Genomic DNA, 26657 nt, shown 5'->3' on the forward strand with positions numbered 1-26657 from the left:
AGACTAAACTACTGCTTTTAGGCTGAGATAATCCTATGCCTCTTAATACTATACTAACTCTTTTAAGCAAGTCACTATCTTACTTGTCATTCACAAGTTTTTCTACGAGTTCTTTTGCTTGCTTTACACCATCAGGAATACCAATGCCATCAAATGGCGTACCGATGAGGTGTAAATTTGGATAATGTTCCGCCACATGTTCACGGACTGCTTTAATCCCTGCACGATGGCCTACATTATATTGCGGCATGCAGTGAATGAGACGATTTATACGTACCCATTCAGGTTTGACAGAAAAGCCCATGATATGTTGAATTTCTTTGACTGCCAATTCTGAAAGTTCCTCTTCGCTGAGTCGTTCTACCACATCATTACCAGGCTTACCGATGAAGACGCGCAACACTACCTTATCATCAGGCGTAGTTTGTGGCCATTTTTGATTAAGAATAGTACACGCTGTAAGAGGTGTATCTGTATTACGGGTAATAAGCAGACCCGATCCTTTTAAATCACCATCAAAAGTACTTTTATCAAAGGCCATAATAGCAATGGCGCAACTAGATTGCTCCATGGATCGCAAGAAATCAAAACCCGCATCATCCTTGAACCATTGAGTATATGTTGCCGGTGGTGTAGTGATAATCACATGATCTGCCGTAGATTGACAGCCACAAGAATCGTTACACGACTTCACTACATCGATTGCATATACACCATCAATATATCGAATATCAGAAACTAGCGCACCTGTATGCAAGTGTACATTACTAGGCATAGCCTTGACGATAGCAGTAATCACGCTTTCAAGTCCACCTGTCAATTGACGGAACATGCCGGATTGAGCAGCAGTACCCTTTCGACTTTCCATATCCGCTTGTGCCTTAGCAGACCGATGATTAGAACTAGTCTTTGTCACATGGCTAGAGCCGTTTACACTATTACTAGCAGCACTATCTTGACTAGTCTTAGCTTCGTGACTTTCAAATTGACGATCCGTCATGGTTCCTTTACCAGCTCGAGGCACATCACCTTCAGTAACAGCCCCTTTGGCGGCCTTAGAGACACCTGCTTTGGAGTGACTCATCTTAGCAGCCATCATACCTTTTACCATGTTCCCATATTTTTGTTCTACTTGAATAAAATGAGGGAATGTCGACAATAGGCTAATTTTATAAATATCGCCACCATAGATACCAGCTAATAGGGGTTCGATGAGTTTATCCATCATCTCTTGTCCTAAGTGGTATTTGAAGAAATGACCAATGGATACATCCCCATTTTCATCGAGTTGGTATGGTTTCTTAAAATAATCTAAGCCTGCACGCAATTTACCAGGCCAGGAAATGAGCGTTGCTTTCACAAAGGGCATCATTTCCGTAGGAATGCCCATGATGGAGCCGCCCGGAATTGGATGGATAGAGCCCTTATCATACACAAAGGCTTGACCTGTTTCATTAGACACAAGGGTATCCCCTAGCCCAAGATCATGCACGAGATCTGTCATTTCTGTTTTACGACCCAAATAGGAGTCAGGACCGAGTTCCACTACGAAGTCATCCACACATTGCGTTTGTATTTTCCCACCAAATCGTGGTGCTTGTTCGTAAAGAGTAATGGTCCATTCCGGCTTTGCATGACCTAAATAATAAGCCGCTGTTAGCCCTGTTAAGCCACCGCCCACAATTGTTACGTTCACGAATGAATCCTTTCTGTTATTGCACTCGCCATTGCTTGTAAAAATGTTTCATTACAATTTGGCATGGGTGCACGCATATATGTTGCGCCCTTTGCTTCAACGAGTTCTTTACACTCCACATCATTATCGTACAGTACCTCAACATGATTGCTTACAAATCCAAATGGTACAAAAGCAATGCGAGTAGCACCAGTTTGTAAAGCTTCATTGATTGCATCCTCTACAGTAGGGCCCAACCATTGGCCATGAGGAGCCGCACTTTGCCATGCCACAGTCCAGTTCGGTAATTTACAATATTCAGCAATCTCTTTAGCGCTTTCTTCTAACGCTAACGCGTACGAATCGCCACCATGATTATTAATGAGCGGTATACTGTGAGCACTAAAAATAGCGAATACATTTTTACCGTCCGCATCTAAGACTGTGCACTCTGATTTAGCACTATCTACATACGCTGATTTAACACTTTTCACACAATCAGCGTTAATACTATCTACACATTCTGATTTATCATTATTCACACACTTTGAAACTGCTTTTACCCAGTATTCCTTAAAAGTTGGTTGGTCCCACCAGGAACGAATAAAGTCGAATGTCACATTATCATAGTTTGAAATGGCTGCTTGCACTTGTTTTTCATAAGCTCCAGTACCGAGAGCGGTGAAGAATGGAGCTGTTACAATAGCGATAATATGCTCCACTCCTTGCTGGACTAAGCAGTCAACCGCATCTGCAATGGATGGTTTCATGTGTAAAAAACCAATAGCGGAAGGCATAGTTGGCAACAGAGTAAGCAATGCTTTATATTGGCACTCTGCCATAGTTTGAAGCTTAATATTTTCCCATTGACCGATTGTATCATAACGCTTAGTAAGATTTGTAATCTCTGCTTCCGTTGGTACACGGCCACGACGAATGCTCGTCATATAGGGTACTAAATCATCCTTACTTAAAGGGCTACCATAAGACAGGAATAATAATCCTTTTTTTTCTACTTTCACTAATTTACCTCTCTTGAGTCCAAATCTCACGACTACGTTCATGCACATAGTCCGTTAGCCAATGGAGTTTTTGAGGATCTGCCTCTGGGAATACGCCATGACCTAAATTAAAGATATGGCGCCCATAGCGAACGCCGTCGAGCAAGATGCGATCCACTTCGCGAGCCAATGTTTTTTCGTCCCCGAACAAATACGCCGGATCTAAGTTACCTTGTACCGTTTGTGTTACGCCGCGCTCGTTTGCCATAACGATGGAACTACGCCAATCAAGGGCAATGACATCTAAAGGCAAGTGAGACCAAATAGACACCAAATGATCCGTACCAACACCATTCATGGCCATTGGCAAATGAGGATATTTAGCTTTCACAGTCTTTATGATTCGTTCCATATGAGGGTAAATTCCTTGTTTATACTGGTCTGCATTAACAGCACCTACCCAAGAGTCAAAGATTTGAAGTGCATTAGCACCCGCTTCGGCTTGCATGGACAAGTACGCAATGGACATGTCCGCTAGTTTTGTCATCAATGCATTCCACATATCTGGAGCACCGATGAGCATACCGCGAGTCTTATTGTAATTCTTTGTTGGGCCCCCTTCGATAAGGTAGGACGCAATAGTAAACGGTGCCCCGCAGAAACCAATGAGCGGCACGTCGAGCATACCAGAAGTTAATAATGTAATCGTTTTCGCAATATAATCTACCTTTGTAGGATCAAAGGTTTCTAATTTATCCACATCAGCCATAGAGCGGATAGGCGTGCTAAATACAGGCCCCACACCAGCCTTGAGCTCTACATTTACATTCATAGCCACCATGGGGCTCATAATATCTTTGTAGAGAATCGCCGCATCGACGCCATATTCCTTAACAGGTAATTCCGTAACGCGAGCACATAGCTCAGGCTCTTTTGTAATTTCAAATAATGTATATTTTTCTTTGATTTTGCGATATTCCGCTTGGCTACGGCCAGCTTGACGCATATACCACACAGGCGTTACACCTGGGTTCTTCCCCTGGATCATGTCCAAATAAGCTGTGTTCAAGTACTCAACCCCTTTCATTCTAAATGTATACTAACACACTATGGTAACCAAAACAGTTACTTTAGTTACAATCACTTACATTATATATTCTTTAATAATCCCTAATAATCCCTGTGAAAGCATATGCCTCCACAGGGATTATTATTTCATTACCACTTTAATTTGACTGAGTCTTTAATTCAAGTCTGAAATTCATTTAGCTACGACTCAATCTATGGCAATCGATGCCCATAATAGATTGAGCCATATCATATACGGAGCGTTGACAAGTAAAGAGCCAAATCTGTTGATTTTTCCCAAGCTCAGCCAATAATTCTAAAGCACTACGTTGACGATTTTCGTCAAAGCGCACAAGAATATCGTCCAAGATAATCGGTAAGGACTCCACTTGATAAGAGAATACCTTAGCTAGGGCGAGACGCAAGGCCAAGTACACTTGATCAGCTAAGCCACTAGACCAAAATTTAAGTTCTAGTCGTTCCCCATTATTGTTGATAAGTGCTACCCCTTTATTGATGCCTAGAATATCAAGCGTATACCTCTCATCAGTTAGTCTTTCAACATAAGAGGATGCAAGTTCTAACATATGAGGTTGTTTTTCTTGTTCATATGATTGTTGAGCCTTATCCATACAATGGCTTATCAATACTTGCGTAGCCCAATCTTCGAGAGCAGACTCTAATTCACTTTGTAAAGCCTCTCGTTCTTGCAACATTTGGTGTTGTTCCTGGTCAGAACCAAGTGTACGCATGGCTTCAACGATTTGGCCGCGACGCTCGTACAAGGTAGCCAATTTATCTTCGATAGAGGCTATTTCACGCTCAGAATGAGCCAATTCATCCAACCAGTTATCCTTGTTGCCTTCACGCAAACGACGGTAGAACAAGTCTTTATTCTCCGCATCAGGAGCAAGCAAATCAAGCTGCACTTGACTTTGCTTGTAGATGGTTTGCCACTGTTTATATTGGTCCTCATCGATAAGATGTTGACGATACTCGTTGGAACTTTCCATACCCGCTTTATGGAGCAGTTCTTGTTGACGAAGGAGTAGCTCTTTTTCCTTACGATGCCAATTATCGTATTCATTGCGGAAGCTTTTACGTTGTGCTTCCTTTTGTTCCCATACAATCTTATTTTGTTGGAAGTTCTTATATTGGTTATAAATGCGTTTTAGCTCTGTTGGAGATACTGGCGCCTCTATCCCAAGGTTATACCACAAAGCCATCGCTTGGTCTTCAATAATACGTAGACCTTCTTTATGCTCCGCCAAACGCTTTTCATAGCCTTCTATGGTACGTAGTTGCTCATGATATTGATCATATTCATGTTTGAGGCCAAAGAAATCATCTTCATCGAGACTCTTAGCCGCCCCTTGTGGTAACCAGTTTTGCCATGCTGCGAGAGCTTCATCGTAAATGCCTTGTAATGTATGACCTTCTTGAATCCAACGTTCAAGATGTGCCACCCCTTCTAAGGATGGTACAGGACTCGCTGTAGGCGTAGCAGCCTTGATCAAAGCCTCTAGCTGATGCTCTACATCGGATTTACGGGAGGATAAAATTTGTAACTCATAGTTTAATTTAGACACTTCAGAGTTACCATTATGAAGCCTCCAGGTAGCATACCAGAATAGCCCCATAGATAGAATCAAGAAAATAAAACCACCTATAGTATATAATGCAGATTCAAGAACCAACAGGCCTGCTAATACTACCAATACAGCAATAACAGCACCTATACCACTAATGCGTTGTAGCCATTTTGGCAGAATTGTGGGCTGTGCGTCTGAACCATAACTATTCCGTCTAGCCTCTAGTCTAGCCTCTACTTGATCTATATCCATTAAAATACGATCTAATTCACGTTCTAAATATTCTTTTTTAGCTAATTCTTCTTCACTAAAGTTAGGTAAAGTTGCACCTTCAAGGTTCGCCGTCGGCACCTCATCGGTAGCCTCTGCAGGTTTGCGGTCTTGCCAATGTAAAAGTTGTTCTTTTGCGGTGCGCAAACGACTTGCCAAACGTTCTCCATCAAACCAATTGATGTCTTCTGCCATTGGCTCATCGTGACGCCACGCAGAATGTAAGGTGCGTGAAAACTCTAATTGTTCTCTAACCTTACGGATGTACGCATCGCCTTCTTCGCACTCACGGCGTAATTGCTCCCATTTAGCACCTTGTTGAATAAGGTCTTCAATATCTTGGCCGTAAGTTCCAAATGGGCTATCAGGACTAAAGTTGGCGGGCATCAATGCCGCTTCCTTTTCCTGCCATAATTGCATATTGTCACGAGCCCGTTTTATTTCTTCATCAAGACGTAGGAACTCATCACGACTCAAGGCGAGCTCACTATTATACTGCTGCATGTGCATACGCGCCTCTTCACTGCGACGATACGTATCCCACGCACGCAATACTACATCGATACCATCCCGATATTCCTTCCATTCTTTCAACTGATTTTGCAATTCCATTTCGGTTTGCTCCGTACTGTGAAAGACGGTTTGTAATTCCACATATTGCGCTTCATGCTCCGCCAACTGACTCAACTTTTGACGGTTTTCTTTAAGCTCATCCATCAATACATTGATGCGACGTTTACCATTCGAGGATGCTACAAGTAGGTCTGTAGCCCCTTTTTCAACATCCTTAACAGCTCCACCTAAGTGTTCTCCCCCTTCGGCGCCAAAGAATCGAGAACGAACCTCTACCTCTTGTAATACATCAAGGCCTTGTAGATCGTCTAATGTTAACGCAAATATGCGGTTATATGTTTTTTTATCGATGCCATGCCACCAATGTTGAGCCGGCTCTTCATGGATGGCAGGATGACCAGGGCTGTAAAAGTCTAACTGCTTACCCTTACGACCGATATAGTAACTTTCACCATTACGGTCCACATCAAGGGCCCCCGTCATAGGGCCATAAGCCTTATGAGTACCGCCAAATAACAAGGTGCGCATCCCTTCGAGCAAGGATGTTTTACCACTTTCATTAGGGCCATACATGAGTTGAACCCCATTGTCACCCGTGGTGAAAGACCAGTCGCGATACGGGCCAAATTCATCAAATCGTATACGTTTAATGTTCATCATTAGCCCCCATCAACACAGTAACACCTTCAATTTCACAACGTTTCAAAGCTCGTGCCAATAATTCATCACTCAATAAATCGGCATATGCGCCTAAGCGCTTAAATTCAGGACGATCAGCCATGATTTGACGCGCAATCTGTATCGCATCTCCATCTACCATATCGTCATAAGCACGCAAGTAATCACCTACTACATCTGTTAATAAACGTCGTTCAACTAGATTAATACTAGGTCGTGTATTAGAAATAATACGGTAAGGCATAACGAATATAGATTTGCCTTTCTCTTCATTTTGAGACTCTTGCAACCATAGTTTTCGAATCCCCTCTTGCGTACATAGGCGATGTAGAGGTCCCGTTCCTGACAAAACGAGGGATAGCAAGATATTTTTCTTATGTTGCTTTCGCAAGTTTTCTTTTTTACGCCGCAAAATCTCTAAGAAATCTGTTTCATTTTGCATGCCAGTAATATCGATTTTGATTTCCTCAAATCGAACAGCACAGGTGTCGATAAATCGCAAATCACAATGACCATTATGAGATACGGATACAAGATAACATCCTTTAGGTCCATGTTCTTTACGATGCAATCCTTGCGAATTACCCGCATAAACTACGAGAGGTTCCTCGCTAAGAACTTGAGATTTATGAATATGGCCCAATGCCCAATAATCCATGGCAGCCTCTGTTAAATCAGTTAAGTTACAAGGTCCTGTTACATTATGATTTTCAGAGCCTACACTAGAACCTACAGTACCATGCATGACAGCAAGGGAAAACTCATCCCGTTCAAAAGCTCTATATTGACGAGCATAGTTGTCGCTTTCATTACCATGACCACAACTAATGCCATATACGCCACCAATTTCTATATTATTAACGATGAGCGGGAAACGCTGTACCTGTTCGCTAGAAAATATATGGACATTATCTGGCATCTGCAGTTGCGCTTTCCAGCTTTCAGCAGGATCATGATTACCTTGTACCATATAAACATCAATACGATGCTCAGCCAAACGATACATGGCGCGCACAAAACGGACTTGAGCCTCTAAATTATGGTCTTCGCTATTATAAATATCCCCAGCTATTACGACAGCATGCACATGTTCTGTAATAGCAGTATCAATAATTTTATCTAAGGCTACATAGGTTGCTTCACTTACGGCGCGATCAACAGCATTGCTAATACCTGTAGCATATTGAAAGGGTGCCCCTAAATGCAGATCACCACAGTGTATAAATCGAAACGGCTGCATCTATATCCACTCCTCCATTAATATTTTTATTATAGTTATATATAGTAATTACAATAGTTTATTATACTACAAAACCTTAAAGATAAGTTAAAAATAACTATCATTTAGCATCAAAAAGATATAGTTAAACTAAACTTCTCTTAACTATTAATAAATATAAATTATAAGATAAGCTCAGATTCTTTCATCATAAGATATGAACCATAACATGTTATTATTTTTGTTAACCAATTCATGTATTAAGTTGACAATTTATACGTGAACGTTTACAATCAAATTGTCAATATATTATGTTTTTATTAAGTTAACAATTTACCGGAGGCTATTATGGCTTTGCCTATAGATCAACAACCATCCCAAGTGGGTACATACGAAAAAATTCTTACCATTGCAAACCGCATCATGAACGGCGGCGAAATTACAAAAGAAGAAGCAATCGAGCTGATTCATACTTCAGATGATGATACCATGATTCTACTCGCTATGGCTGATAAAATTCGCCAACATTTCAATGATAATTCTGTGGATGTATGTGCCATTGTTAATGCTCGGTCCGGCAAATGTCCTGAAAACTGTAAATTCTGTGCTCAATCCGCACACCATAACACAGGCGTTCAGGAGTATCCTTTCATGGATGAAGAAAGCATTCTCCAAGCAGCACGTAAAGCTAAAGAGGCTGGTGCAATTCGTTTTTCCATCGTAACAAGCGGTCGTAATACTAATAACCCTGATGAATTTAATCAAATCATCCATGTATTAGGCCGTATCAAAAATGAAATTGGCCTTGAAATCTGCTGTTCCCTTGGGTTGTTAACTTACGAACAAGCACTCAAATTAAAAGAAGTTGGCGTTACTCGATACCACTCCAATATCGAAACGGCACCTAGTCACTTCCCAGATATTTGTACTACACATTCCTACGAAGACAAAATGTTTACCATAGATAATGCACAAAAAGCAGGCATCCGTGTTTGCTCTGGCGGCATTCTTGGTCTTAACGAAACATTAGAACAACGCGTTGAAATGGCGTTCGAACTTAAACGTTTACATATTGACTCCGTGCCATTAAACATTTTGAATCCTGTTAAAGGGACTCCATTTGAAAGCAACGAAGCTTTACGTCCATTGGATATCTTACGTACCTTCGCTGTATTCCGTTTCATCTTGCCAAACGCATTGATACGGACTGCAGGTGGCCGCGAAGTAAATCTACGAGACTTACAAGCTTATGCTCTAAAAGGTGGCCTAAACGGTATCATGGTTGGTGGCTACTTAACTACTGGCGGTCGTTCACCTCAAGACGATCTCCAAATGATTCAAGACTTGGAGTTGACTCGCAATACAGCTCAAGTCTAAAAACCTCATATATACCATTCTCTACATCTAGAGGATGTAGTATATAAAATATTCCCTAATGCTTTATAAATATTTTACACATAAAAAGAACCATCTAGTTTGCTGTACTAGATGGTTCTTTTATTTCCATAATAAAATGTAAATGGCTTGACCATTTGTATTCCCTGCAATGGGCTCAGGATTCTCATTAAATTCTACATTCTCATACGGCGTCCCGTCTGACATGTACGCATCTACCTTCAATGTTTCCATGGTTCGATTATATCTACTGATATAAACTTTATATCGCAATTCGTCGCCACCCAGTTCATTAACTCGCAGCCACAAAAGCGCATCGTAATCACTCTTCTGTACACTGTCATTGTCAATAAATAATTGGTTTCCTGATGCATCTGGTCCAACATAGTACCAGTCCGTTGCGTTAGTAGTCCCCCCTATACTGAGTAGCCACAAAAGTGTTAATATGGTGAATATTTTACTCATATGACTGCCCCTCTCATGCTATCGAGCTGTATATTTTATAAAAGCTTAATGTAGATAAACCTTTATAAAATATACAACTTCTCCTTTATATAATACCAAAATTGTCCCATATTTATCAACAATAATTAAAATTAATTACCATGTTTTTTACAAATATAAGAAATTTAAAGAAATTTATTAAATTTCTTCATTTTTAACTCATTTACCATTCCTATAATGATAATGTCAAATGATAGATAGAGGTAACAATTCCCTGGTTGCCGTACGTGTATTTATCTCCCGACAAGTAATACTAACCCCAAACCTACTACTTGTTTAAATACATGTTTCATTTGATATTAATACTAACACTCCCCTTACATGAAAAAAGGACTCCCAATGGAGTCCTTTTTTCGTTGTCTAAAAAATTCATAGAATACTAAAACATAAGCGAGTTTGAATACTATTTACTTTGTAAACCACGATAAACGAGTTCAAAAATAATTTTCTGAGCTTCTAACCACTTATCGCTCTGAGACCACTTGTATTCTTTATTAATAGCGTATAGTCCATGTACTAAAAATACAAAAACGGATACACCCACATCAAATGAAATCCCAAGTGCTTCTGCCATAACGAGCCCTTGCCGATCTTTTTCACGCCGTATAATGCGTTGTAATACATATTCTGCAATTTGCTCATCTAGAAATAAAGGTAAATACTTTTTATGTCGTATAATACGCTGACATAACGGCAGTCTATCAAAAATAGAATCGTATGCTTCTCTCAATGACACAGAATCAGAAGCAGCTGATAAGGTTTTAGCTATAGTTTGTAAATTATTATTATCTACCATTCCCGGGTTTGAATAAGCGATTGCATCATCCACTAAATCATCAACAATTTCCATAATATTACTATAGTGTAAATAAAAAGTAGAACGAGTTATACCTGACGTTTTACACAACAATGTTACTGTTACAGACTCAAAAGAATGGTTCTCTAAACAACTAAGCAACCCTTCTTTTAACAACCTACGTGTCATTTCTTTTCGAGTTATCATAAAACCTCCAATATAGACACTTTTATACAATGTGTCTATTAATAAACATAGTGTTAATTATTGTTGAGACTAGTATAACAAAACAAGGTACACTAATTCTAGAGATTACAAATAATAATCTATTCAATTAAATCAATAATAATTCAATTAAGGAGATAACTATGACACAATATACTCACATTCGAAATGCAACGGGAAAACTAACAATAAAAAACACAACATTTCTTATTGATCCATTCTTAGCACCAAAAGATACTTATCCTGGCTTTGAAGGTACATTTAACTACCAACAGAGAATGCCTATGGTTGATTTACCTCTATCAATAGATGATCTATTAAGCGATATAACTGCAGTAGTAGTTACACATACACATCTCGATCATTGGGATGATACGGCAATTAATTCTATTCCAAAATCACTTCCTATTTTTGTACAAAATACAGCGGACAAAGAACTTATTACGTCACAAGGCTTTAATGATGTACGCATCATTTTTGAAAGTCTAGAGTTTAATGGTATCACATTGAGAAAAACAGGTGGCTCTCACGGCACTGTAGAAATGTATGCAAATCCAATTCTCGCACCATTAGCAGGCGATGCGATGGGAGTTATTTTTGAAGCACAGGACGAACCAACAGTTTACCTTGTAGGCGATACGGTGTGGACAAGCGATGTAGAGAAGGCCCTCCTTCGCTTCGACCCTAACGTTATTATTATGAATACAGGATATGCTCAAATTTTAGGCTTTGAAGATAGTATTATTATGGGTACAAAAGATATTGGCCGCATGGTGGTACGCAAACCAGAGGCTAAAATCATCGCTGTTCACATGGATACAGTTAATCATACAGCAATAAGCCGTAAGGATGTGCACAAATTTATCAAAGGCAACAACATTGAAAGCCATGTAGCAGTGCCTGAAGATGGTGAAACCATCACACTTTAATAGGTCTAAAACAATTAGTACATTATACTACGGCTAATACAAGACTAGTAAAAAATCTATCTACAAACAATAAAAAACACCCTCTTATTCTAATAGTCATAATAACTATAAGATCTATAGAGGGTGTTTTTATACTTAACTACAAATTATTTTTATCAAAAGATAAACTATTTTACTTCAGCCCAACCTAAAGCAGCACGTTTAGCATCGATATCAGCTAAGATTTTCTCAGCTACTTTAGCAGGATCAGTATTTACATACATAACAGAACCTAAGATATCCTTAGTGTCTTCTTTAAGCCATTTTGTAACGGCATCAGAGCCTTGTGTAGGTGGCTCAACACAGTGGTAAGAGTTAATCCCCATCAAGCGGAAGCCAAGGGATGCATCAATCCCCTTTTCATTAGACCATTCAGGGCTAGACATAGCAAATGGCAATTGTGGTAAATTAAGGCCGAGCTCTGCAGCAATACCACCGAAGATGCCGGAGGAACGTGCATTATCTACACATTCGCCCACATGCCATACTGGTGGTTGATCATCACCCAAGAACTCTTGCAATGCAGGGCTACATTTTTTGTTAGCATCTGTATTGCAATAGCCAAGCTTCATCAATGGGAAGGATGCACAACCGTTTGTAAGGATGATACAGCCATTTTTAATAAGTGTATCAACGATATCTACAGTTGCTTTTTCGTAGATAACGCGAGGGTTGGAACAACCTACTACGTTAACGATACCGCGAACTTTACCAGATTTTAATGCCTCTGCCAATGGTTTGAAGGAACCATAATGTTTAACAGTAGATTCTGGAGAGAAACCAACTTCTGCAGTAATTTCATATGGCGGAATGAATACAGGCATACCCTTGCGCAATTCATGAGCTTCAAGAGCACGATCCAAGATTTTACGAGCCAATTCTTTTGTTTCAGCCAAGTTAGTGTGATGATGGTCGTAGCCGATATGTTCTGCACCTGGTAAACGAGCTGCATCAGATGTAGTGATAACTTTTGTGTTGAAGCAACGTGCTACGTCCATAATAGCAGGGTAAACGTCTTGAACGTCAGCTACCCAGCAATCGAGTGCGCCAGTACCAAGTACAAGTTCTGCACCAATAGCATTACACAATGGAATAACATTTTCATAACGGTACATACTGGACAAACCAGAACAACAGATACCATAGAATTGGATACCTTTAGCGCCGATAGCTTTTGCTTTTTCTAAATATTCTTCAGATGCACCAATTGTACAAATTTGAGATACTAATGTTGGCAAGTGACCATGAACAGCAATGTTAACATACCCTTTTTTCAAGGCACCAATGTTAACTTTGGAAGTACGACGACCACCTTGCCCGAACAATGCGTCTGTTGCGATATCCGCTGCCACTACGCCAGTGAATGTGAAAGCAAGGCCACAACGTAAGAATTGCTTCATGTTGCTTTCCCAATCGCCATCTGTACCTACGCATGTACGATGATATGCATCGAAGGCTTCATTGTATGCAGAAATAGGTAAGATATCCAAGTTTTTCCAAACTTCGCGGCGTTCAGCAGGAGCCATCGCAGTAATTGTTTTATATTCACCAGGTAATGCACGGCTCAAATCTTCTAATAGAACATCTGCCAAGTCATTTGCCACTTCTTTTAAGGAACGGCCTTCTTCAGGGATATTGAAAGCTTTACATACAGTACGGATTTTTTCTTCCCCCAAAATTGGAATATCCAATTGATCATTAGCAGCCGCTTTCAAAGAAATCAAGATTTCACGAGCATGCGCACCATGTTGAGTCAAACCACCTGCAGCAGCACGTGTCATATTACGAGCTACGATAAGATCAGCATCGGCACCACAGACACCACGAGGACTCTTAGGTGTAATTTTACATGGACCCATGAAGCAGATACGGCAACATACACCGGCAATACCAAATGTACATTGTGGTTGTTGTTTATCAAAACGGTCAAATACTGTATCACAACCGATTTGCTCCATGCGAAGAATCATTTCGCGTACCGCAGGATCTGGTGTTTGTTCAATAACATCTTGTTTTGTAGGCCATGTTTTACGATACTCAGCAACGGCTTTCATATAGTCATTTACGCCATGTTCATGAGGTACCCCTGGTTCATGAGTGTGTGGCACCCATTTATCCGTCGGAAGAGCCTTTGCATGACTATGGTCGTGACCATGGTCATGATCGTGGTCATGTTGATGGTCGTGGTCGTGACCATGATGATCATGACCGCCACAGTGGCAATGATGTTCATGATTATGATTGTGACCATGTTCATGTTGTTCACCATAATTATGGTCATGGGTATTTTTGTTTTCCACATCTTTACTCATTTGAAACCTCCTAGGGACCTACATAGGCCAACCAATAATAACAAAAACATATGCTACTTTTAATTATATTTAAATCCACTACAATGATGGGTTTTAAATCCTATCTCCTAAATATGTTTTAAACTACTATAAGTATATTTTCTGAAAGGACATTTGTCAATTAAAATTTGAGAAATTTTTGACGCATATATATCAAAAAATACGATAAATACTATATTCATTAAATTCGATTCTTTCAGTTTCTTTTCATAAATAAAAAGAGACTAATGCCCGAACCTTACAGGAATTAGCCTCTATAATTTATTGATTAATTGATGTTGATGGATTTACGTATTAATTTATATATTAATTATTAATTCATTAAAATGCCCCGCCCTCCTCAGGATACGCCACCTAACTATCTTTATACCTATACATTACAAAAATTGCTGCATAATATGTGCTACTTCAGATAAATGGAAACGTTTTGCCCTATCAGACCTCGCCACAAGAACTAATTGGCGGAAGCAAAGTTTCGATGCAAGAGGATAGAATTTAACCTTATCGTCATCCCCCTTGCTATTGAGCGTGCTCGGCAAGAAGGTAATACCATAATCATCCTCTACCAAGGACCGGCATGAATCTAACGTTTCAGAGCCAATGACGGCTTTTGGCACAAAGGACTCTGCTTGGCATAGACGGTTAACCAACGTCCGCAATTTGAGACCTTCTCTTAGCAAAATAAATGGAAATGCTCCAAAGGGTGCAATTTTTCGAATTCCATCACTGGTCATGAGAGAATCTGCAATATCTATGGCCTTCTTGTTTTCCACACTAATGGCCAATAAAATCTGCTCATCTAAAACGGGATAACTTTCAAGGTCCTGAGAATAAATCGGCGTTGGGAATAATCCTACATCTACTAAACCATCACAAATTTGCTGTTCCAAGAAGTGAGATTCGCCCTCTACAACATGGAACTCCCAAGAAGGCTCTATCTGTTGAAAGCTTTTCAATGTTTTCCCGAGCATATGGTGTCCATAGAATTGAGACAAGCCGATACGCACATGATAGGCTACATCTGTGCCTTGATTAATGATAGATTGCGTTAAAGCCTCCGCCTTTAAAACTAACGGCATGCCCTCTTTTGCAATTTGTAACGCCGCAGCAGTTGGCACGACTTTTGTACGATCACGAACAAATAACGTAACTCCTAGCTCTGCTTCAATACGACGAATCCCCTGACTCAACGCTGGCTGAGAAATATATAATTTTTTAGATGCCTTTGAAAATGATGCCATCTCAACGATGGTACTAATATATTTAATATCTTTTATGTCCATATACGAGTCCTTATAACTATGTACATATACAAGTCTTATAATAAAACATTATTTCTATTATAACTATATATTACTAAAATATACGTTACATATACATGGGGAAAAATAAAAAATACCAAGAAATTTAGTGTCTTACAAACCTAAATTTCTTGGTATATCTTATAAGTTAAACGAACTATAGGATGCGGTAAAACCGCATGCTATTACAGCCCCATTCTATTACAGCCTTTTTAATTTTTAGATTACATTAAGGATTTAAGTACATCCAATACTTCTTGAGGTAATTCATTTTTATGACCTTTAAGTTTTTCTACATAATCATAACGGAACTCAAAAGCTTGGTGCAATTGGTGATGATACTCGCGCACTTCGAATGGAGGTTCAAAGCCAGGAACCTCTACATAGGAAAGATTTTCGTATTCACAGAATGGTTTAAATTCTAATGTACCTTCTACCAAACGCTCTAATAAATCAAGCGTAACTTCTTTAGGAATTTTATTTTCCAAGAAGAAGCCGGTGTTCATGATGTAGCATTCTACGCCACATTTGGAGAATAATTTTTTGTAGCTTTCATAATCACGAACCAATGGATATGTACGGAATGGATTTGCGTATGGTTCGATAACAAGCGCATTTGGATCGACGTGAGCATCAAGTTTTTCTGCTGTAGAACGACGAGTCGCAAGGGTTGCACCCATTGTAGAAGCCAATACAGGATCGGAAATCTTAAGGATTGGTGGCAATGTTTTATCTTTCATAAGCCATACAATCGCATTAACAGGTTCACCTACGTAGTTTACGCGGTTATCTGTCCAGAATTGAGATTTAATAGCACGTCCATTGCTGTTTCGCACATCTTCGGCCAGTACAACCTTACGGCCATCCTCATCCATCGTTACACCTACATTTTGTAGCGTCAACAAGAATTCGTTAGCAGGATGTTCCACAGGATAATCTTGCATTTTGTCAAAGTACGTAGGTTCAAGAGCAATAGAACTCAAATCCTCAGTATTGATGATATATGCATCGTCATGCAAGATAGAAATATCATAACGACCATCATGTTTTTCATGAGTCAATGTGGATTTACCGGAACCGGACAAACCGAATACACCAATAGTGTAAGATTTACCATCTTCAAGGTTGTAACGTTTCATGCCACCGTGGCAAGCAACATAGTCGAAGCGATTTGCCAAGGACCACGCAAGTGTAAGCGTACCTTTTTTATGCTCTCCAAAGTAGCGCATACCAAGAATCATAGCACAGTTATGAGCAGGGTCGAAAATAGCAAGACCGCCTGGATGACCTGGTACAACATAGTCAGGATCAGAGTAAATATAGATGTCGCCTTCTGGAATCTCTACACTGTCATTGTAGAATTCTTTTACAGCTGCATCAAAGAACTTGAAGTTCATGAGCCAAGAATACAAAATGGACGCGTGATCTTTTGGAATCATCAAATGAGCACGAGCTGTGAATTTTTTATCAAGACCAACGATAGATTCTGCAGAAATCCACTCTTTATTGCGGCTATCATACACAGCATCACGTGCAATATTCGCGAGTTCAACTTCATCGATGCCCTCGTCTCCAATAATACGACGAGCTTTAGCATAACGACCTGTAGTTTTACCATCATTTGTAACAAGGACCTTTGCATCAGCTGGCAAACCTTGTTCTAATGGTTTAAATACCGGCATATCGAGGACGATAACACCTGGCTCTTCAGAGGCTAGTTGATACGCTTGTGCCACAGATGTTACAGGAGTTACATTGTTCCCATAGAATGCAGTTTCAATTGTACTGCGCATCATAGAAAATAATGGGTTTGTTTTGATTTCACTTTGCTTCCAAACGCGTCTTGTCGACATAGTATCTAGATCCTCACCTTTTAATATTTAAGCAATTTCTCTTGTAAAAGTAATGTTGTATACGAAAACACTGCTTACGCAAATACTTTCATTATTTTCTATTTTACCCTGTTCAATCAAATTTGTATACATAAAACAGATGATTTATAGAAAATTAATGTATGTTTATTTTGAATTAGTGCAACACATTTGACTAGACAAAAGAGACGAGGTCCAAAGCCCTCGCCTCTTTTCAAGTTTTAAAAGTACAATTATTTCTTATCTTTATTGATAAATGCATCAATTTTACTAATTAGATCATCTACCTCAAAATCGCCGCGTTCTGCCATCATCTTGATTGTTGCCACCTTAGCCATTACTTTTACCATAGGTGTTTTTAATTTCTCAAACTTAGGATTTAAAGAAATCAAATGATCTACAATTTCTGGGCATTGTTTAATTAGATTAGATAATGTCGTTTTAGCATCGATATGGAATCGACCATCCGCATCAGTTGTTAATGGTTCTTCTTCTACCTCTTCTGCAGCCTCTTGAGCCAAGGATTTTTCTGTACCACCATCGCCTACAAAATCAGTTTTATCCCAAGTCAACAATGTACGGGAACCTTCGAGCTCACGGATATGAGTGCAGTCTTGCATCATTTCCAATACGCCACGGAATTTACCATTTTCATCGCGTACGGCTGTGTAAATAACATAGATGAACAAGCCTGGTTTATTGATCCAGAATTCTGCTTGGCTTTGCTCGCCAGAACGGAACTTCTCTACAATTTCCTCTACTATATGAACAGATTTCGCTGGGTGACAATTCTTCACCTCACGACCGATAACGTTCGCACTGCGAGGGAAAATACGATGTGGTGTATCACTATAGAACTTAACTAGTTCATTTTCATCTACATAGGATAAATCTACAGGAAGATGACGGAACAACAAATTAATTTGCTCTAATGTTAATTTGCCGGTGGCTACATCGAGAACTGCATCCTTACCAACGGGCGCACCTCCAACAGGGCCTACATATTTAGATAGCAAACCTGCTAAATCATTTAAGAATTCGTTAGATACAGCACCACCTTGAGCTGAATTATTACCATTCAATTGCGCCGCAGAATCATTAATACCTGGCACTACATATAAGCCTGGCGCATTGATGATGGCATAACCAATTTCATGGTCATTTTTACTCATCCGAACAAACTCTTCGTCACTCAACAATTTATAAGACGTTGGCAATAAGACTTCTAACTCTTTAGAATTCAAATCCCGTAATTTCGCCAAAGTTTCTGGCACAGACGCTAGGAATTCTTCATACTTATCTTCCCGAAGCAATGCATAGGATGCAGAGATAGCATCGCGCACAGCATCATCAAAGGTCCACATAATGCGCGTTGGGCGGTCAAAACCGTGGTCCTCAAGCATTGGATACAGTTGATTTTGCTTACGAGACAGATGTGTTCTCCACTCTGCTAAGGAATCAAAAACACCAAGCCACGGATTTTTGATAAACTTCTCTTGCTTTAATAATTCATCCGCTTCTAGAGCAACCTTCTCAACAGCGTTGATTTCTTCCAAGTATGCCCACAACGGATGGTTTTCAGGGTATTCATTTTCGGCACGTACTAAAACGCCGTCAAATAAATCTAAGAGATCATCCATTTTCTCTAGGATTTCTTCGTCCTTGTAAACACCTTTCAAGCTTTGCTCTGCATAGGCAAACTCATCAGGTGTACAAGTACCTAGTTTCTCTTTTAAAATGCGATTGCCCTCTTCTAAGGACAATTTACCATCTAAATAATCTTCTTTAATGGACACAATAATTCTGTAACGTTCATTGTTAATATCTAGCTTTTGTTTTAATGGATTCATATGCTTATACCTCCACGGGCTAATCTATAATTATATTTTTATTATACCATTTTGAAAGTAATTTTCAGTTGCTACAGATACAATTTTGATTTATTTTTAAAATTTACGAATCCAATGTTATGAAAGTGAATAACCTTACTTTATTTTTTAGAATATTTTAGCATACAAAAACTGCACTTCAAAAATTGTGTCCAATTTTTGGAGTGCAGTTCTGTATGAGTGCCTTTGATTAGTTTTTAAAATCAATATATTCAGTTTTAGAAGATGCTACAGGTTTACCATTAGAATCTGTGGCAGGACTAAATCTCCATTTAGAAATAGTATCAACAATGGCTGCATCAAGAGTACTAGAACCACTAGATGAGACAACTTCAACGTCTCCTACAGAACCATCTTCCTTGATGGTAAAACGTATATCTGCACCATGAGCAGCTTCACCATAGGCAGCGAGCAATGCTCGGTCAATAGGTGGTGTAGCTATAGCTACTGGTGGATCATATGGAGCTGCCAACACAGAAGCTACCATACTCATTACAAACAATGAGCTTAAGATAATACAACGCAACACTTTATTCATCATTTTCTCCTTATTTAGCTTTCACAGCTTGCTTAGGCAGAGTAATTGTCATCCCAATAATGGATTCGTGTGCCTTTTGATCTGTGCCAATAGCAGGGGTAAACTTCCACTGCAAAATTGCTTTTTTTACTGCTTCATCAACAGGAGCATATCCAGAAGAGCGCTCTACGAAAACATTTTTAACATTACCTTTTTTATCAATCAAGAAGCGTACGCGCATATCAGGCGCTACCGTAGCGGTTTGAGGGATTTCAGGCAACTCAGGTTTTACAATAGTAACCTCCCTTGGAGATTCTAAAAACTTCGCTGCATCAGCTGTATAATCACCTAACATGCCAAAAGATGCAACGAGTACTGCTGCAGCAGCGTATCGGAATAATTTATTCATAAGAAGCCTCCTTATTAACCTTTTATCTATGCATAATATCATACTAAATAAAGATGAATATTAAAAGAATAAATTCTTATTGATAAAATTTCTCATTTATGATATATTGAATTCAAGATAACTGTTCGAACTCACATATCTAGTTGATATGACAAAAAACTACACAAAGGAGGTTCATCATGAGACGTAGAAAGCGTATTCAAATGAAGGTCATGATGGTACTTGGTATCGTTGCCCTCATTGGGCCTAGCCATCTACAAGCACTTATTCCCTAGATTATTTTGACCTTAGCAGAAGACCGTATAACTGCCACTAGCCGCTACGTTAGTAGCGGCTATTTTTCCGTTTAGATTCAGAGAGATATTTTCCTTCTTCAAATTATTTCATTATTAGAACAAAATATTTCCCTCAAACAAAGTCATTAATGTTTTTAAATTTAGTATCTATAAAAAGGAGGCTTATTATGAAATTTAATCGAATTTTATTAGTCGTCGTATCATTAGCACTTATAGTATTTGCCCTTGCAGGCTGCGGAAAAGACACCGCGCAAGATAGTCAGAAAAAACTTAATGTCGTAGCTACAACGACGATGTTAACGGATTTAGTAAAAGAAATCGGCGGAGACCATGTAACCGTACAAGGTCTCATGGGACCTGGTGTAGACCCTCACCTATATCAAGCTAGTGCAGGCGATGTAACAGCTATGTCTAAGGCGGATGTTGTAGTATACAACGGCATTCACTTGGAAGGTAAAATGGGCTCCATTTTCGATAATCTAACAAAGCAAAATAAAGCGACCATCCGCGTATCTGATGCCATTGATCCAGCTACATTGCTCGACTTTGACGAAGAAGATGGTGTAAAAACAAAAGACCCTCATATTTGGTTTGACGTTGCTAACTGGAAACTGGCAGCAAAAGCAGTATACGAAGGTCTTGCTAAAGCCGATCCGGCTCATAAAGAAGATTACAAAAAACGCTATGACGCATATCTTACTAAATTAGATGAAACTGATGCGTACGTTAAAGCTCAAGCAGAGTCTATTCCGAAAGAATCTCGCGTACTCGTAACAGCTCACGATGCGTTCCAATACTTCGCTCGCGCGTACGGCTTTGAAGTAAAAGGTTTACAAGGTGTAAGTACTGCCACAGAAGCAGGTACACAAGATGTGAATAATCTAGTTCAATTCATTGTTGACCACAAAATCAAAGCTATCTTCGTAGAATCTTCTGTTCCGCATAAAACTATCGAGGCTGTTCAAGAAGCAGCTAAAGCTAAAGGCTGGAACGTTTCCATTGGTGGTGAATTATATTCTGACTCCCTCGGCTCCGAAGGAACTGAAGGTGGCACATATATCGGTATGGTAAAAGCTAATATCGATACAATTACCAAAGCACTTAAATAATCAATTGCTAGATTTTCTTAATTAAATAAGACAAATTAAATTTACGTATACTAACTTAAATTGACTTAAATTTACTTTGTTATTGTAAGTACATGTGCTACTAGCAATTCACAGCTAGTAGCACTCATTAATACAAGGAGGTTTCCATGGAATGGGCCGTTGAAGTTGAAGATATGACCGTAGCATATACGACAAAACCCGTATTATGGGACGTAGATATGAAGGTACCCATCGGTTCCTTAGCGGCCATTGTCGGCCCTAATGGCGCCGGTAAATCCACATTATTAAAGGCCATGCTCGGCCTACTAACAGTTATCTCAGGAAGTGTAAAATTTTATATTGATCACCACTTGGCAATGGACAAAAAGGATTACAAGAAAATCGCCTACGTCCCGCAAAGTGGTAGCGTAGACTGGGACTTTCCCACTACCGTACTAGATGTAGTACTCATGGGCCGTTATGGTCATCTAGGTTGGTTTAAGCGTCCTAGCAAAAAGGATAAGGAACTCGCCCTCTCCATGATTGAAAAAATGGGCATGAGCGACTATGTGGACAGACAAATTCGCCAGCTTTCAGGGGGACAACAACAACGCGTCTTCCTCGCAAGAGCTCTCGTCCAAGAGGCAGATATTTACCTCATGGACGAACCCTTTAAGGGCGTCGATAAAACCACAGAGCATGCTATTATTTCGCTTTTACAAGAAATGAAAGCTCGCGGCAAAACGGTTATCGTCGTCCACCACGATTTAAATACGGTGCCCCAATATTTCGATTGGGTAACGATGGTAAACAAACAAACTGTCGCCTATGGCCCTGTAGCAGATACGTTTACAGACGAAGCTATTGAGCGCACCTACGGCAAAGGGAGGATTGTATGACCATATTCCAATCCTATACGACGCAGATGGTACTGCTCGGCACGGCTCTATTAGGCCTCGCTAGCGGTATCGCTGGTACCTTTGCGGTACTTCGCAAAGAAAGCCTCATCGGTGATGGCCTATCTCATGCGGCACTACCCGGTGTGGTCATCGCCTTCTTGCTGACAGGCATCAAGGACATCGAAGTTCTCATCACAGGTGCTGCCCTATCCTCTATCACTGCGGCTTGGCTCATTACCATCACCGTAGAAAACAGCAAAATCAAATTTGATGGTGCTTTAGCCACTATACTCTCCGCCTTCTTTGGGCTCGGTATGGTATTGCTCACCTATGTACAAAGCTTAAACAATGCTGGTCAAGCGGGACTTTCAAAATTTATATTTGGACAGGCAGCCACCATATTAGCGCGCGACGTGTACATCACATCTGCAGCAGCGCTCATCATCATCGTGTTAACCGCATTATTCTGGAAGGAGTTAAAGCTTATCTCCTTCGATGTGGAATACGCCAAAACACTACAAATTCCCGTCACTTTCACCCTTATTTTATATCGTTCATTATTGATCATGACCATCATTATCGGAATTCAATCGGTAGGGGCTATCTTGATTAGCTCTCTCCTCATTGCACCCGCCGTTGGGGCAAGACAGTGGACGAATAAACTGGGCACCATGTGTATATTAGCAGGATTTTTCGGCATGATATCTGCCATCGGCGGTACTATCTGGAGTACATCGATTCCAAAATTACCGACAGGCCCAGCTATCATCGTCATTTTATCGATTCTCGTATTACTGAGTCTCATCTTTGCTCCTAACAGAGGTATGCTCTGGCAGTTCCGCAAAAATAGACAGTCAAAGCACGCATTATTGTTAGAAACCACAAGGGCTCCCAAATCCAAGGCACAGCAAAGTATTTACGTAGCAGAGGACGCACAACCTCGCATAGGAGGTGCCCCATGACAGTTCATACAGAGATATTGCTCATTGCCATTGCGGTATCCATCGCATGTGCCATCCCTGGGGTCTTCCTCGTATTGCGTCGCATGTCCATGATGGCCGATGCCATTACACACACCGTATTCCTCGGCATCGTGCTTGCTTTCTTTATGACGGAAGATTTAAACTCTCCATTTCTACTCGTCGGGGCTACCTTGGTTGGTGTAGGCACCGTATGGCTTACGGAAATGATACACAATACGGGGCTTGTCAACGAAGATGCGTCTATCGGCATCATCTTCCCTCTTCTATTCTCTATCGCCATCATTCTAGTCAGCCTATACAGTGGTAACGCTCATCTCGATGTAGATACCGCATTACTCGGCGAAATAGCCTTTGCCCCCTTTGATCGATGGATTGTGAACGGCACCGACTTGGGGCCTGTATCGCTATGGATTTCTCTAGGCGTGGCGCTCATCAATTTAATTTTAGTCATGCTGTTCTACAAAGAATTGCAATTATCTACCTTTGATCCCCTACTAGCGGGACTCTTCGGCTTTATGCCAGCCCTCATCCACTATGTACTCATGACCATGGTATCCCTCACCGTTGTGGCCTCGTTCCAAGCGGTAGGCGCCATTCTCGTTATCGGCCTCATGATTGGGCCTGCGGTCATCGCTTATTTATGGACGGACTCTGTGAAAGCCATGCTTACTAGCAGTATCATCATCGGTATTATCTGTGCCGTCGTCGGTACGGAAGTAGCTTTCACCATGGATGTATCCATCGCTGGTTCCATTGCAACCACCATCGGTATCGCACTAATTATCGCTGTTATTGCAACACCGAAGACAGGCTATATCGCCACATACCGCCGTCAACGTCACTTACGCCGCCATTATCGGGAAACGATGATGCTATGCCATATTTATACACATATGGATACACCTATCGCGCACGTTGAAAACGGCATTGGCACTATTCATGAGCATTTGAACTGGAGGCCTGATTATACTCATCAAGCTGCTTCACAGCTAAAGAAACAAGGTCTATTATATGTGACAAATGGACACTACGTGCTTACTGATAAGGGTATAGCACAGGTTAAAGAGATTATTTAAATACAATACCAATACTTTTCCCAACAAAAAGAAGCTGAAATCAATGCTGCTCTGCAAAGATTTCAGCCTCTTTTATTTTTAACTAATTATTTTATAGCCTATTAATATAACTGGATTCACGTCAATGACTATCTATAATAAATAGTTCCAACACTATAATAGATCAGTGCAATCACAAAGAATCCTATTAATTAATAATAGCTTCTAATGGAATTACATGAGGTAGCCCATTGTCATCCATATAAATTTTCGTTTTAACACGGTATACATCTTCCATCATGGCTTCTGTAAAGATGTCTTTCGGCGCCCCTTGAGCGTATACTGTACCCTCTTTAAGCACGATGATTTCATCTGCGAACATAGCCGCCAGATCAAGATGATGCAATGTTACGAGCGTTGTAAAATCATTTTCTTGAGTCAGATTTCTTAGCAATGTTAACAAGTCAAATTGCTTGTGCAAATCTAAAGCACTTGTCGGTTCATCAAGAATTAGGATTTTAGGTTCTTTTACAAGGGCTTGCGCCATGAACACAAGTTGGCGTTGACCACCGCTGAGCTCCATGATGCTGCGCGATGCAAAGCGCTGTAAGTTCAACCGTTCCAATACCTCTTGTGTGGCTGCAATATCCTCATCACTTACGCGGAAGGACATGGACCCCATGCGCCCTAGCATAACGACTTCAAAAACAGATAGATTGACTTTACAGTCATTATCTTGAGACAAATAGCTCACTGTACTACTAAAATCCTTTGTAGAATATTGAGATACAGGTTTACCATTAACGGAAATCTCGCCCTTGCCTTTCAAGATACCCATAATTGTTTTTAAAAGTGTAGATTTACCAGCACCGTTAGTACCAATGAGAGCCGTTAGTTTACCAGTTTGAGCAGTAAAATCAACGCTCTTTAGTATTTGTCCGTCTTCCGTGGAGGAATAGCCAAAGGTTAGATTATGAACTTCAATCATTTGAAATAGCTCCTTTTCCTAGTTAATACCAACGAGAAGAAGAACGGTACGCCGATGATTGCCGTCACAATACCGATTGGGAACATCGCCCCTGGAACTAGCATCTTACTAACGATAGATGCTAGTGACAAAATCGCCATGCCACACACTGCTGACAGTGGTAAGAAATAACGTTGATCCTCACCAACGAGCATACGTGCAATATGTGGACCTACAATACCAATAAAACCAATGGTTCCCACGAAGGAAACGGCAACGGCAGTGATAATAGAAATGAAAACAAACACTTTTACCCGTAAACTTTCAACATTAACACCTAAACCAGAAGCCTTTTCATCGCCTAATTTCAGCGCCGTCAAACGCCAAGACTCACGCATCATAAGAGGAAGCATGATAGCTAGTACGATGAGAACGATAGAGATATTTATCCAGTTAGCCTTCGCTAAACTACCCATCGTCCAGAATACGATGTTTTGAAGTGCCTCAGGAGATGCCATGTATTGCATCAAAGATTGAAGCGCTTGGAACAAGAACATCATGCCGATACCAGCGAGAATCATCGTTTCAGAGGAAAAATTCTTAATCTTATTGATGGAATAGATAAAGAAACTCGTCAAACTAGCAAATACAAAGGCGCCAAATGGAACCATAAAGACACCTAAAAACTCTAATGCACTAGCGCCTACAACAACCATAAGAGATGCACCGAAGCCAGCCCCTGCGGATATACCAAGTGTATACGGGCTAGATAACGGGTTATCAAGGATAGTCTGCATGCCAGCGCCAGCAATGCCCAAAGAAGCACCCACGAGCAATGCCATAATGGCCGTCGGTAAGCGAATCGACCAAATGATGACATAAGCGTTTTTGGAAACCTCTGCTGGGTCTGTCAAGGCGAGCCACACATCACTCAAGGTGAGTGATGCAGGGCCCACAATAATATCGGTAACAAAACTTACCGTACAAATGATCAGACCGATGATAATAAACAACAGCTTTTTATAACTTTGCTTCTTATAATCGTACTGATTGTTAACTTCAGTCAC

General features: G+C 40.3%; 21 protein-coding genes. 6 read left to right on the forward strand and 15 right to left on the reverse strand.

Going from position 1 to position 26657, the window contains the following annotated elements; all coding sequences use genetic code 11:
- Window positions 1-79: 79 nt before the first annotated feature.
- From hemG to NE668_RS05030, 5 genes are all read right to left on the reverse strand, one after another.
- On the reverse strand, window positions 80-1696 hold the full coding sequence (gene hemG, locus NE668_RS05010) for a protoporphyrinogen oxidase (RefSeq protein ID WP_173014558.1): 1617 nt from the start codon (window positions 1694-1696) through the stop codon (window positions 80-82).
- Entirely contained in the window at window positions 1693-2697 is a 1005-nt protein-coding gene (locus NE668_RS05015) for a ferrochelatase (RefSeq protein WP_173014559.1), read from the reverse strand. Before NE668_RS05015 ends, hemG begins: the two co-directional genes overlap by 4 nt.
- Before the next feature lie 4 nt (window positions 2698-2701).
- Complete coding sequence (gene hemE / locus NE668_RS05020; RefSeq protein WP_155086423.1) at window positions 2702-3745, reverse strand: uroporphyrinogen decarboxylase; 1044 nt, start codon at window positions 3743-3745, stop codon at window positions 2702-2704.
- A 196-nt stretch (window positions 3746-3941) separates the two neighbouring features.
- Entirely contained in the window at window positions 3942-6836 is a 2895-nt protein-coding gene (locus NE668_RS05025; protein WP_155086424.1) for an ATP-binding protein, read from the reverse strand.
- On the reverse strand, window positions 6826-8097 hold the full coding sequence (locus NE668_RS05030) for a metallophosphoesterase family protein (RefSeq protein ID WP_155086425.1): 1272 nt from the start codon (window positions 8095-8097) through the stop codon (window positions 6826-6828). The genes NE668_RS05025 and NE668_RS05030 overlap by 11 nt, the downstream gene beginning before the upstream one ends.
- Window positions 8098-8424: 327 nt before the next feature.
- Between NE668_RS05030 and bioB the strand changes: the two genes are divergently transcribed.
- Window positions 8425-9453: a biotin synthase BioB gene (bioB, locus tag NE668_RS05035; RefSeq protein ID WP_060919357.1), complete on the forward strand. Its 1029-nt coding sequence runs from the start codon at window positions 8425-8427 to the stop codon at window positions 9451-9453.
- 120 nt (window positions 9454-9573) lie between these two features.
- On the opposite strand, the gene NE668_RS05040 is transcribed toward bioB, so the two are convergent.
- Both NE668_RS05040 and NE668_RS05045 read right to left on the reverse strand, forming a co-directional pair.
- The gene (locus NE668_RS05040) at window positions 9574-9936 is read right to left on the reverse strand and encodes a hypothetical protein (RefSeq protein ID WP_008603073.1); all 363 of its coding nucleotides are present in this window, start codon (window positions 9934-9936) and stop codon (window positions 9574-9576) included.
- A gap of 442 nt (window positions 9937-10378) precedes the next feature.
- Window positions 10379-10978 (reverse strand): TetR/AcrR family transcriptional regulator, encoded by a 600-nt coding sequence (locus NE668_RS05045; RefSeq protein ID WP_256196044.1) that lies wholly within the window; start codon window positions 10976-10978, stop codon window positions 10379-10381.
- Window positions 10979-11139: 161 nt separating this feature from the next.
- Between NE668_RS05045 and NE668_RS05050 the strand changes: the two genes are divergently transcribed.
- The gene (locus NE668_RS05050) at window positions 11140-11925 is read left to right on the forward strand and encodes an MBL fold metallo-hydrolase (protein ID WP_227037646.1); all 786 of its coding nucleotides are present in this window, start codon (window positions 11140-11142) and stop codon (window positions 11923-11925) included.
- Window positions 11926-12092: 167 nt separating this feature from the next.
- On the opposite strand, the gene cooS is transcribed toward NE668_RS05050, so the two are convergent.
- From cooS to NE668_RS05080, 6 genes are all read right to left on the reverse strand, one after another.
- On the reverse strand, window positions 12093-14276 hold the full coding sequence (gene cooS, locus NE668_RS05055) for an anaerobic carbon-monoxide dehydrogenase catalytic subunit (RefSeq protein WP_227037645.1): 2184 nt from the start codon (window positions 14274-14276) through the stop codon (window positions 12093-12095).
- Window positions 14277-14692: 416 nt separating this feature from the next.
- A complete protein-coding gene (locus NE668_RS05060) occupies window positions 14693-15598 on the reverse strand; it encodes a LysR family transcriptional regulator (RefSeq protein WP_227037643.1) in 906 nt (301 codons plus the stop codon).
- Between the two features lie 242 nt (window positions 15599-15840).
- Window positions 15841-17469 carry a phosphoenolpyruvate carboxykinase (ATP) gene (locus NE668_RS05065; RefSeq protein ID WP_105086888.1) on the reverse strand — a complete coding sequence of 543 codons (1629 nt, stop codon included), beginning with the start codon at window positions 17467-17469 and terminating at the stop codon, window positions 15841-15843.
- Between the two features lie 251 nt (window positions 17470-17720).
- Entirely contained in the window at window positions 17721-19337 is a 1617-nt protein-coding gene (locus NE668_RS05070; RefSeq protein WP_227037641.1) for a PAS domain-containing protein, read from the reverse strand.
- A 229-nt stretch (window positions 19338-19566) separates the two neighbouring features.
- A complete protein-coding gene (locus NE668_RS05075; protein ID WP_004694054.1) occupies window positions 19567-19914 on the reverse strand; it encodes an energy transducer TonB in 348 nt (115 codons plus the stop codon).
- 10 nt (window positions 19915-19924) lie between these two features.
- Window positions 19925-20302: an energy transducer TonB gene (locus tag NE668_RS05080; protein WP_120055772.1), complete on the reverse strand. Its 378-nt coding sequence runs from the start codon at window positions 20300-20302 to the stop codon at window positions 19925-19927.
- A gap of 463 nt (window positions 20303-20765) precedes the next feature.
- On the opposite strand from NE668_RS05080, the gene NE668_RS05085 reads away from it, so the two are divergent.
- The 4 genes from NE668_RS05085 (at window position 20766) to NE668_RS05100 (ending at window position 24644) form a co-directional block, all read left to right on the forward strand.
- Complete coding sequence (locus NE668_RS05085) at window positions 20766-21707, forward strand: metal ABC transporter solute-binding protein, Zn/Mn family (protein WP_227037639.1); 942 nt, start codon at window positions 20766-20768, stop codon at window positions 21705-21707.
- A 146-nt stretch (window positions 21708-21853) separates the two neighbouring features.
- Window positions 21854-22585 carry a metal ABC transporter ATP-binding protein gene (locus tag NE668_RS05090; RefSeq protein ID WP_227037637.1) on the forward strand — a complete coding sequence of 244 codons (732 nt, stop codon included), beginning with the start codon at window positions 21854-21856 and terminating at the stop codon, window positions 22583-22585.
- On the forward strand, window positions 22582-23547 hold the full coding sequence (locus tag NE668_RS05095) for a metal ABC transporter permease (protein ID WP_227037636.1): 966 nt from the start codon (window positions 22582-22584) through the stop codon (window positions 23545-23547). The genes NE668_RS05090 and NE668_RS05095 overlap by 4 nt, the downstream gene beginning before the upstream one ends.
- Entirely contained in the window at window positions 23544-24644 is a 1101-nt protein-coding gene (locus NE668_RS05100; protein ID WP_227037634.1) for a metal ABC transporter permease, read from the forward strand. The genes NE668_RS05095 and NE668_RS05100 overlap by 4 nt, the downstream gene beginning before the upstream one ends.
- 187 nt (window positions 24645-24831) lie before the next feature.
- Here NE668_RS05100 and NE668_RS05105 read toward each other — a convergent pair whose 3' ends face one another.
- Both NE668_RS05105 and NE668_RS05110 read right to left on the reverse strand, forming a co-directional pair.
- The gene (locus tag NE668_RS05105) at window positions 24832-25611 is read right to left on the reverse strand and encodes an ABC transporter ATP-binding protein (protein ID WP_227037632.1); all 780 of its coding nucleotides are present in this window, start codon (window positions 25609-25611) and stop codon (window positions 24832-24834) included.
- On the reverse strand, window positions 25608-26657 hold the full coding sequence (locus NE668_RS05110; RefSeq protein ID WP_227037629.1) for a FecCD family ABC transporter permease: 1050 nt from the start codon (window positions 26655-26657) through the stop codon (window positions 25608-25610). The genes NE668_RS05105 and NE668_RS05110 overlap by 4 nt, the downstream gene beginning before the upstream one ends.

The organism is Veillonella parvula, assembly GCF_024461875.1.
GTDB lineage: Bacteria > Bacillota > Negativicutes > Veillonellales > Veillonellaceae > Veillonella > Veillonella parvula_I.

Bases quoted from the DNA above. Each gene is read 5' to 3' on its own strand.
- NE668_RS05025 (WP_155086424.1), bottom strand. From the start codon at position 6,836: ATGAACATTAAACGTATACGATTTGATGAATTTGGCCCGTATCGCGAC.
- NE668_RS05030 (WP_155086425.1), bottom strand. From the start codon at position 8,097: ATGCAGCCGTTTCGATTTATACACTGTGGTGATCTGCATTTAGGGGCA.
- bioB (WP_060919357.1), top strand. From the start codon at position 8,425: ATGGCTTTGCCTATAGATCAACAACCATCCCAAGTGGGTACATACGAA.
- NE668_RS05040 (WP_008603073.1), bottom strand. From the start codon at position 9,936: ATGAGTAAAATATTCACCATATTAACACTTTTGTGGCTACTCAGTATA.
- NE668_RS05045 (WP_256196044.1), bottom strand. From the start codon at position 10,978: ATGATAACTCGAAAAGAAATGACACGTAGGTTGTTAAAAGAAGGGTTG.
- NE668_RS05050 (WP_227037646.1), top strand. From the start codon at position 11,140: ATGACACAATATACTCACATTCGAAATGCAACGGGAAAACTAACAATA.
- cooS (WP_227037645.1), bottom strand. From the start codon at position 14,276: ATGAGTAAAGATGTGGAAAACAAAAATACCCATGACCATAATTATGGT.
- NE668_RS05060 (WP_227037643.1), bottom strand. From the start codon at position 15,598: ATGGACATAAAAGATATTAAATATATTAGTACCATCGTTGAGATGGCA.
- NE668_RS05065 (WP_105086888.1), bottom strand. From the start codon at position 17,469: ATGTCGACAAGACGCGTTTGGAAGCAAAGTGAAATCAAAACAAACCCA.
- NE668_RS05070 (WP_227037641.1), bottom strand. From the start codon at position 19,337: ATGAATCCATTAAAACAAAAGCTAGATATTAACAATGAACGTTACAGA.
- NE668_RS05075 (WP_004694054.1), bottom strand. From the start codon at position 19,914: ATGAATAAAGTGTTGCGTTGTATTATCTTAAGCTCATTGTTTGTAATG.
- NE668_RS05080 (WP_120055772.1), bottom strand. From the start codon at position 20,302: ATGAATAAATTATTCCGATACGCTGCTGCAGCAGTACTCGTTGCATCT.
- NE668_RS05085 (WP_227037639.1), top strand. From the start codon at position 20,766: ATGAAATTTAATCGAATTTTATTAGTCGTCGTATCATTAGCACTTATA.
- NE668_RS05090 (WP_227037637.1), top strand. From the start codon at position 21,854: ATGGAATGGGCCGTTGAAGTTGAAGATATGACCGTAGCATATACGACA.
- NE668_RS05095 (WP_227037636.1), top strand. From the start codon at position 22,582: ATGACCATATTCCAATCCTATACGACGCAGATGGTACTGCTCGGCACG.
- NE668_RS05100 (WP_227037634.1), top strand. From the start codon at position 23,544: ATGACAGTTCATACAGAGATATTGCTCATTGCCATTGCGGTATCCATC.
- NE668_RS05105 (WP_227037632.1), bottom strand. From the start codon at position 25,611: ATGATTGAAGTTCATAATCTAACCTTTGGCTATTCCTCCACGGAAGAC.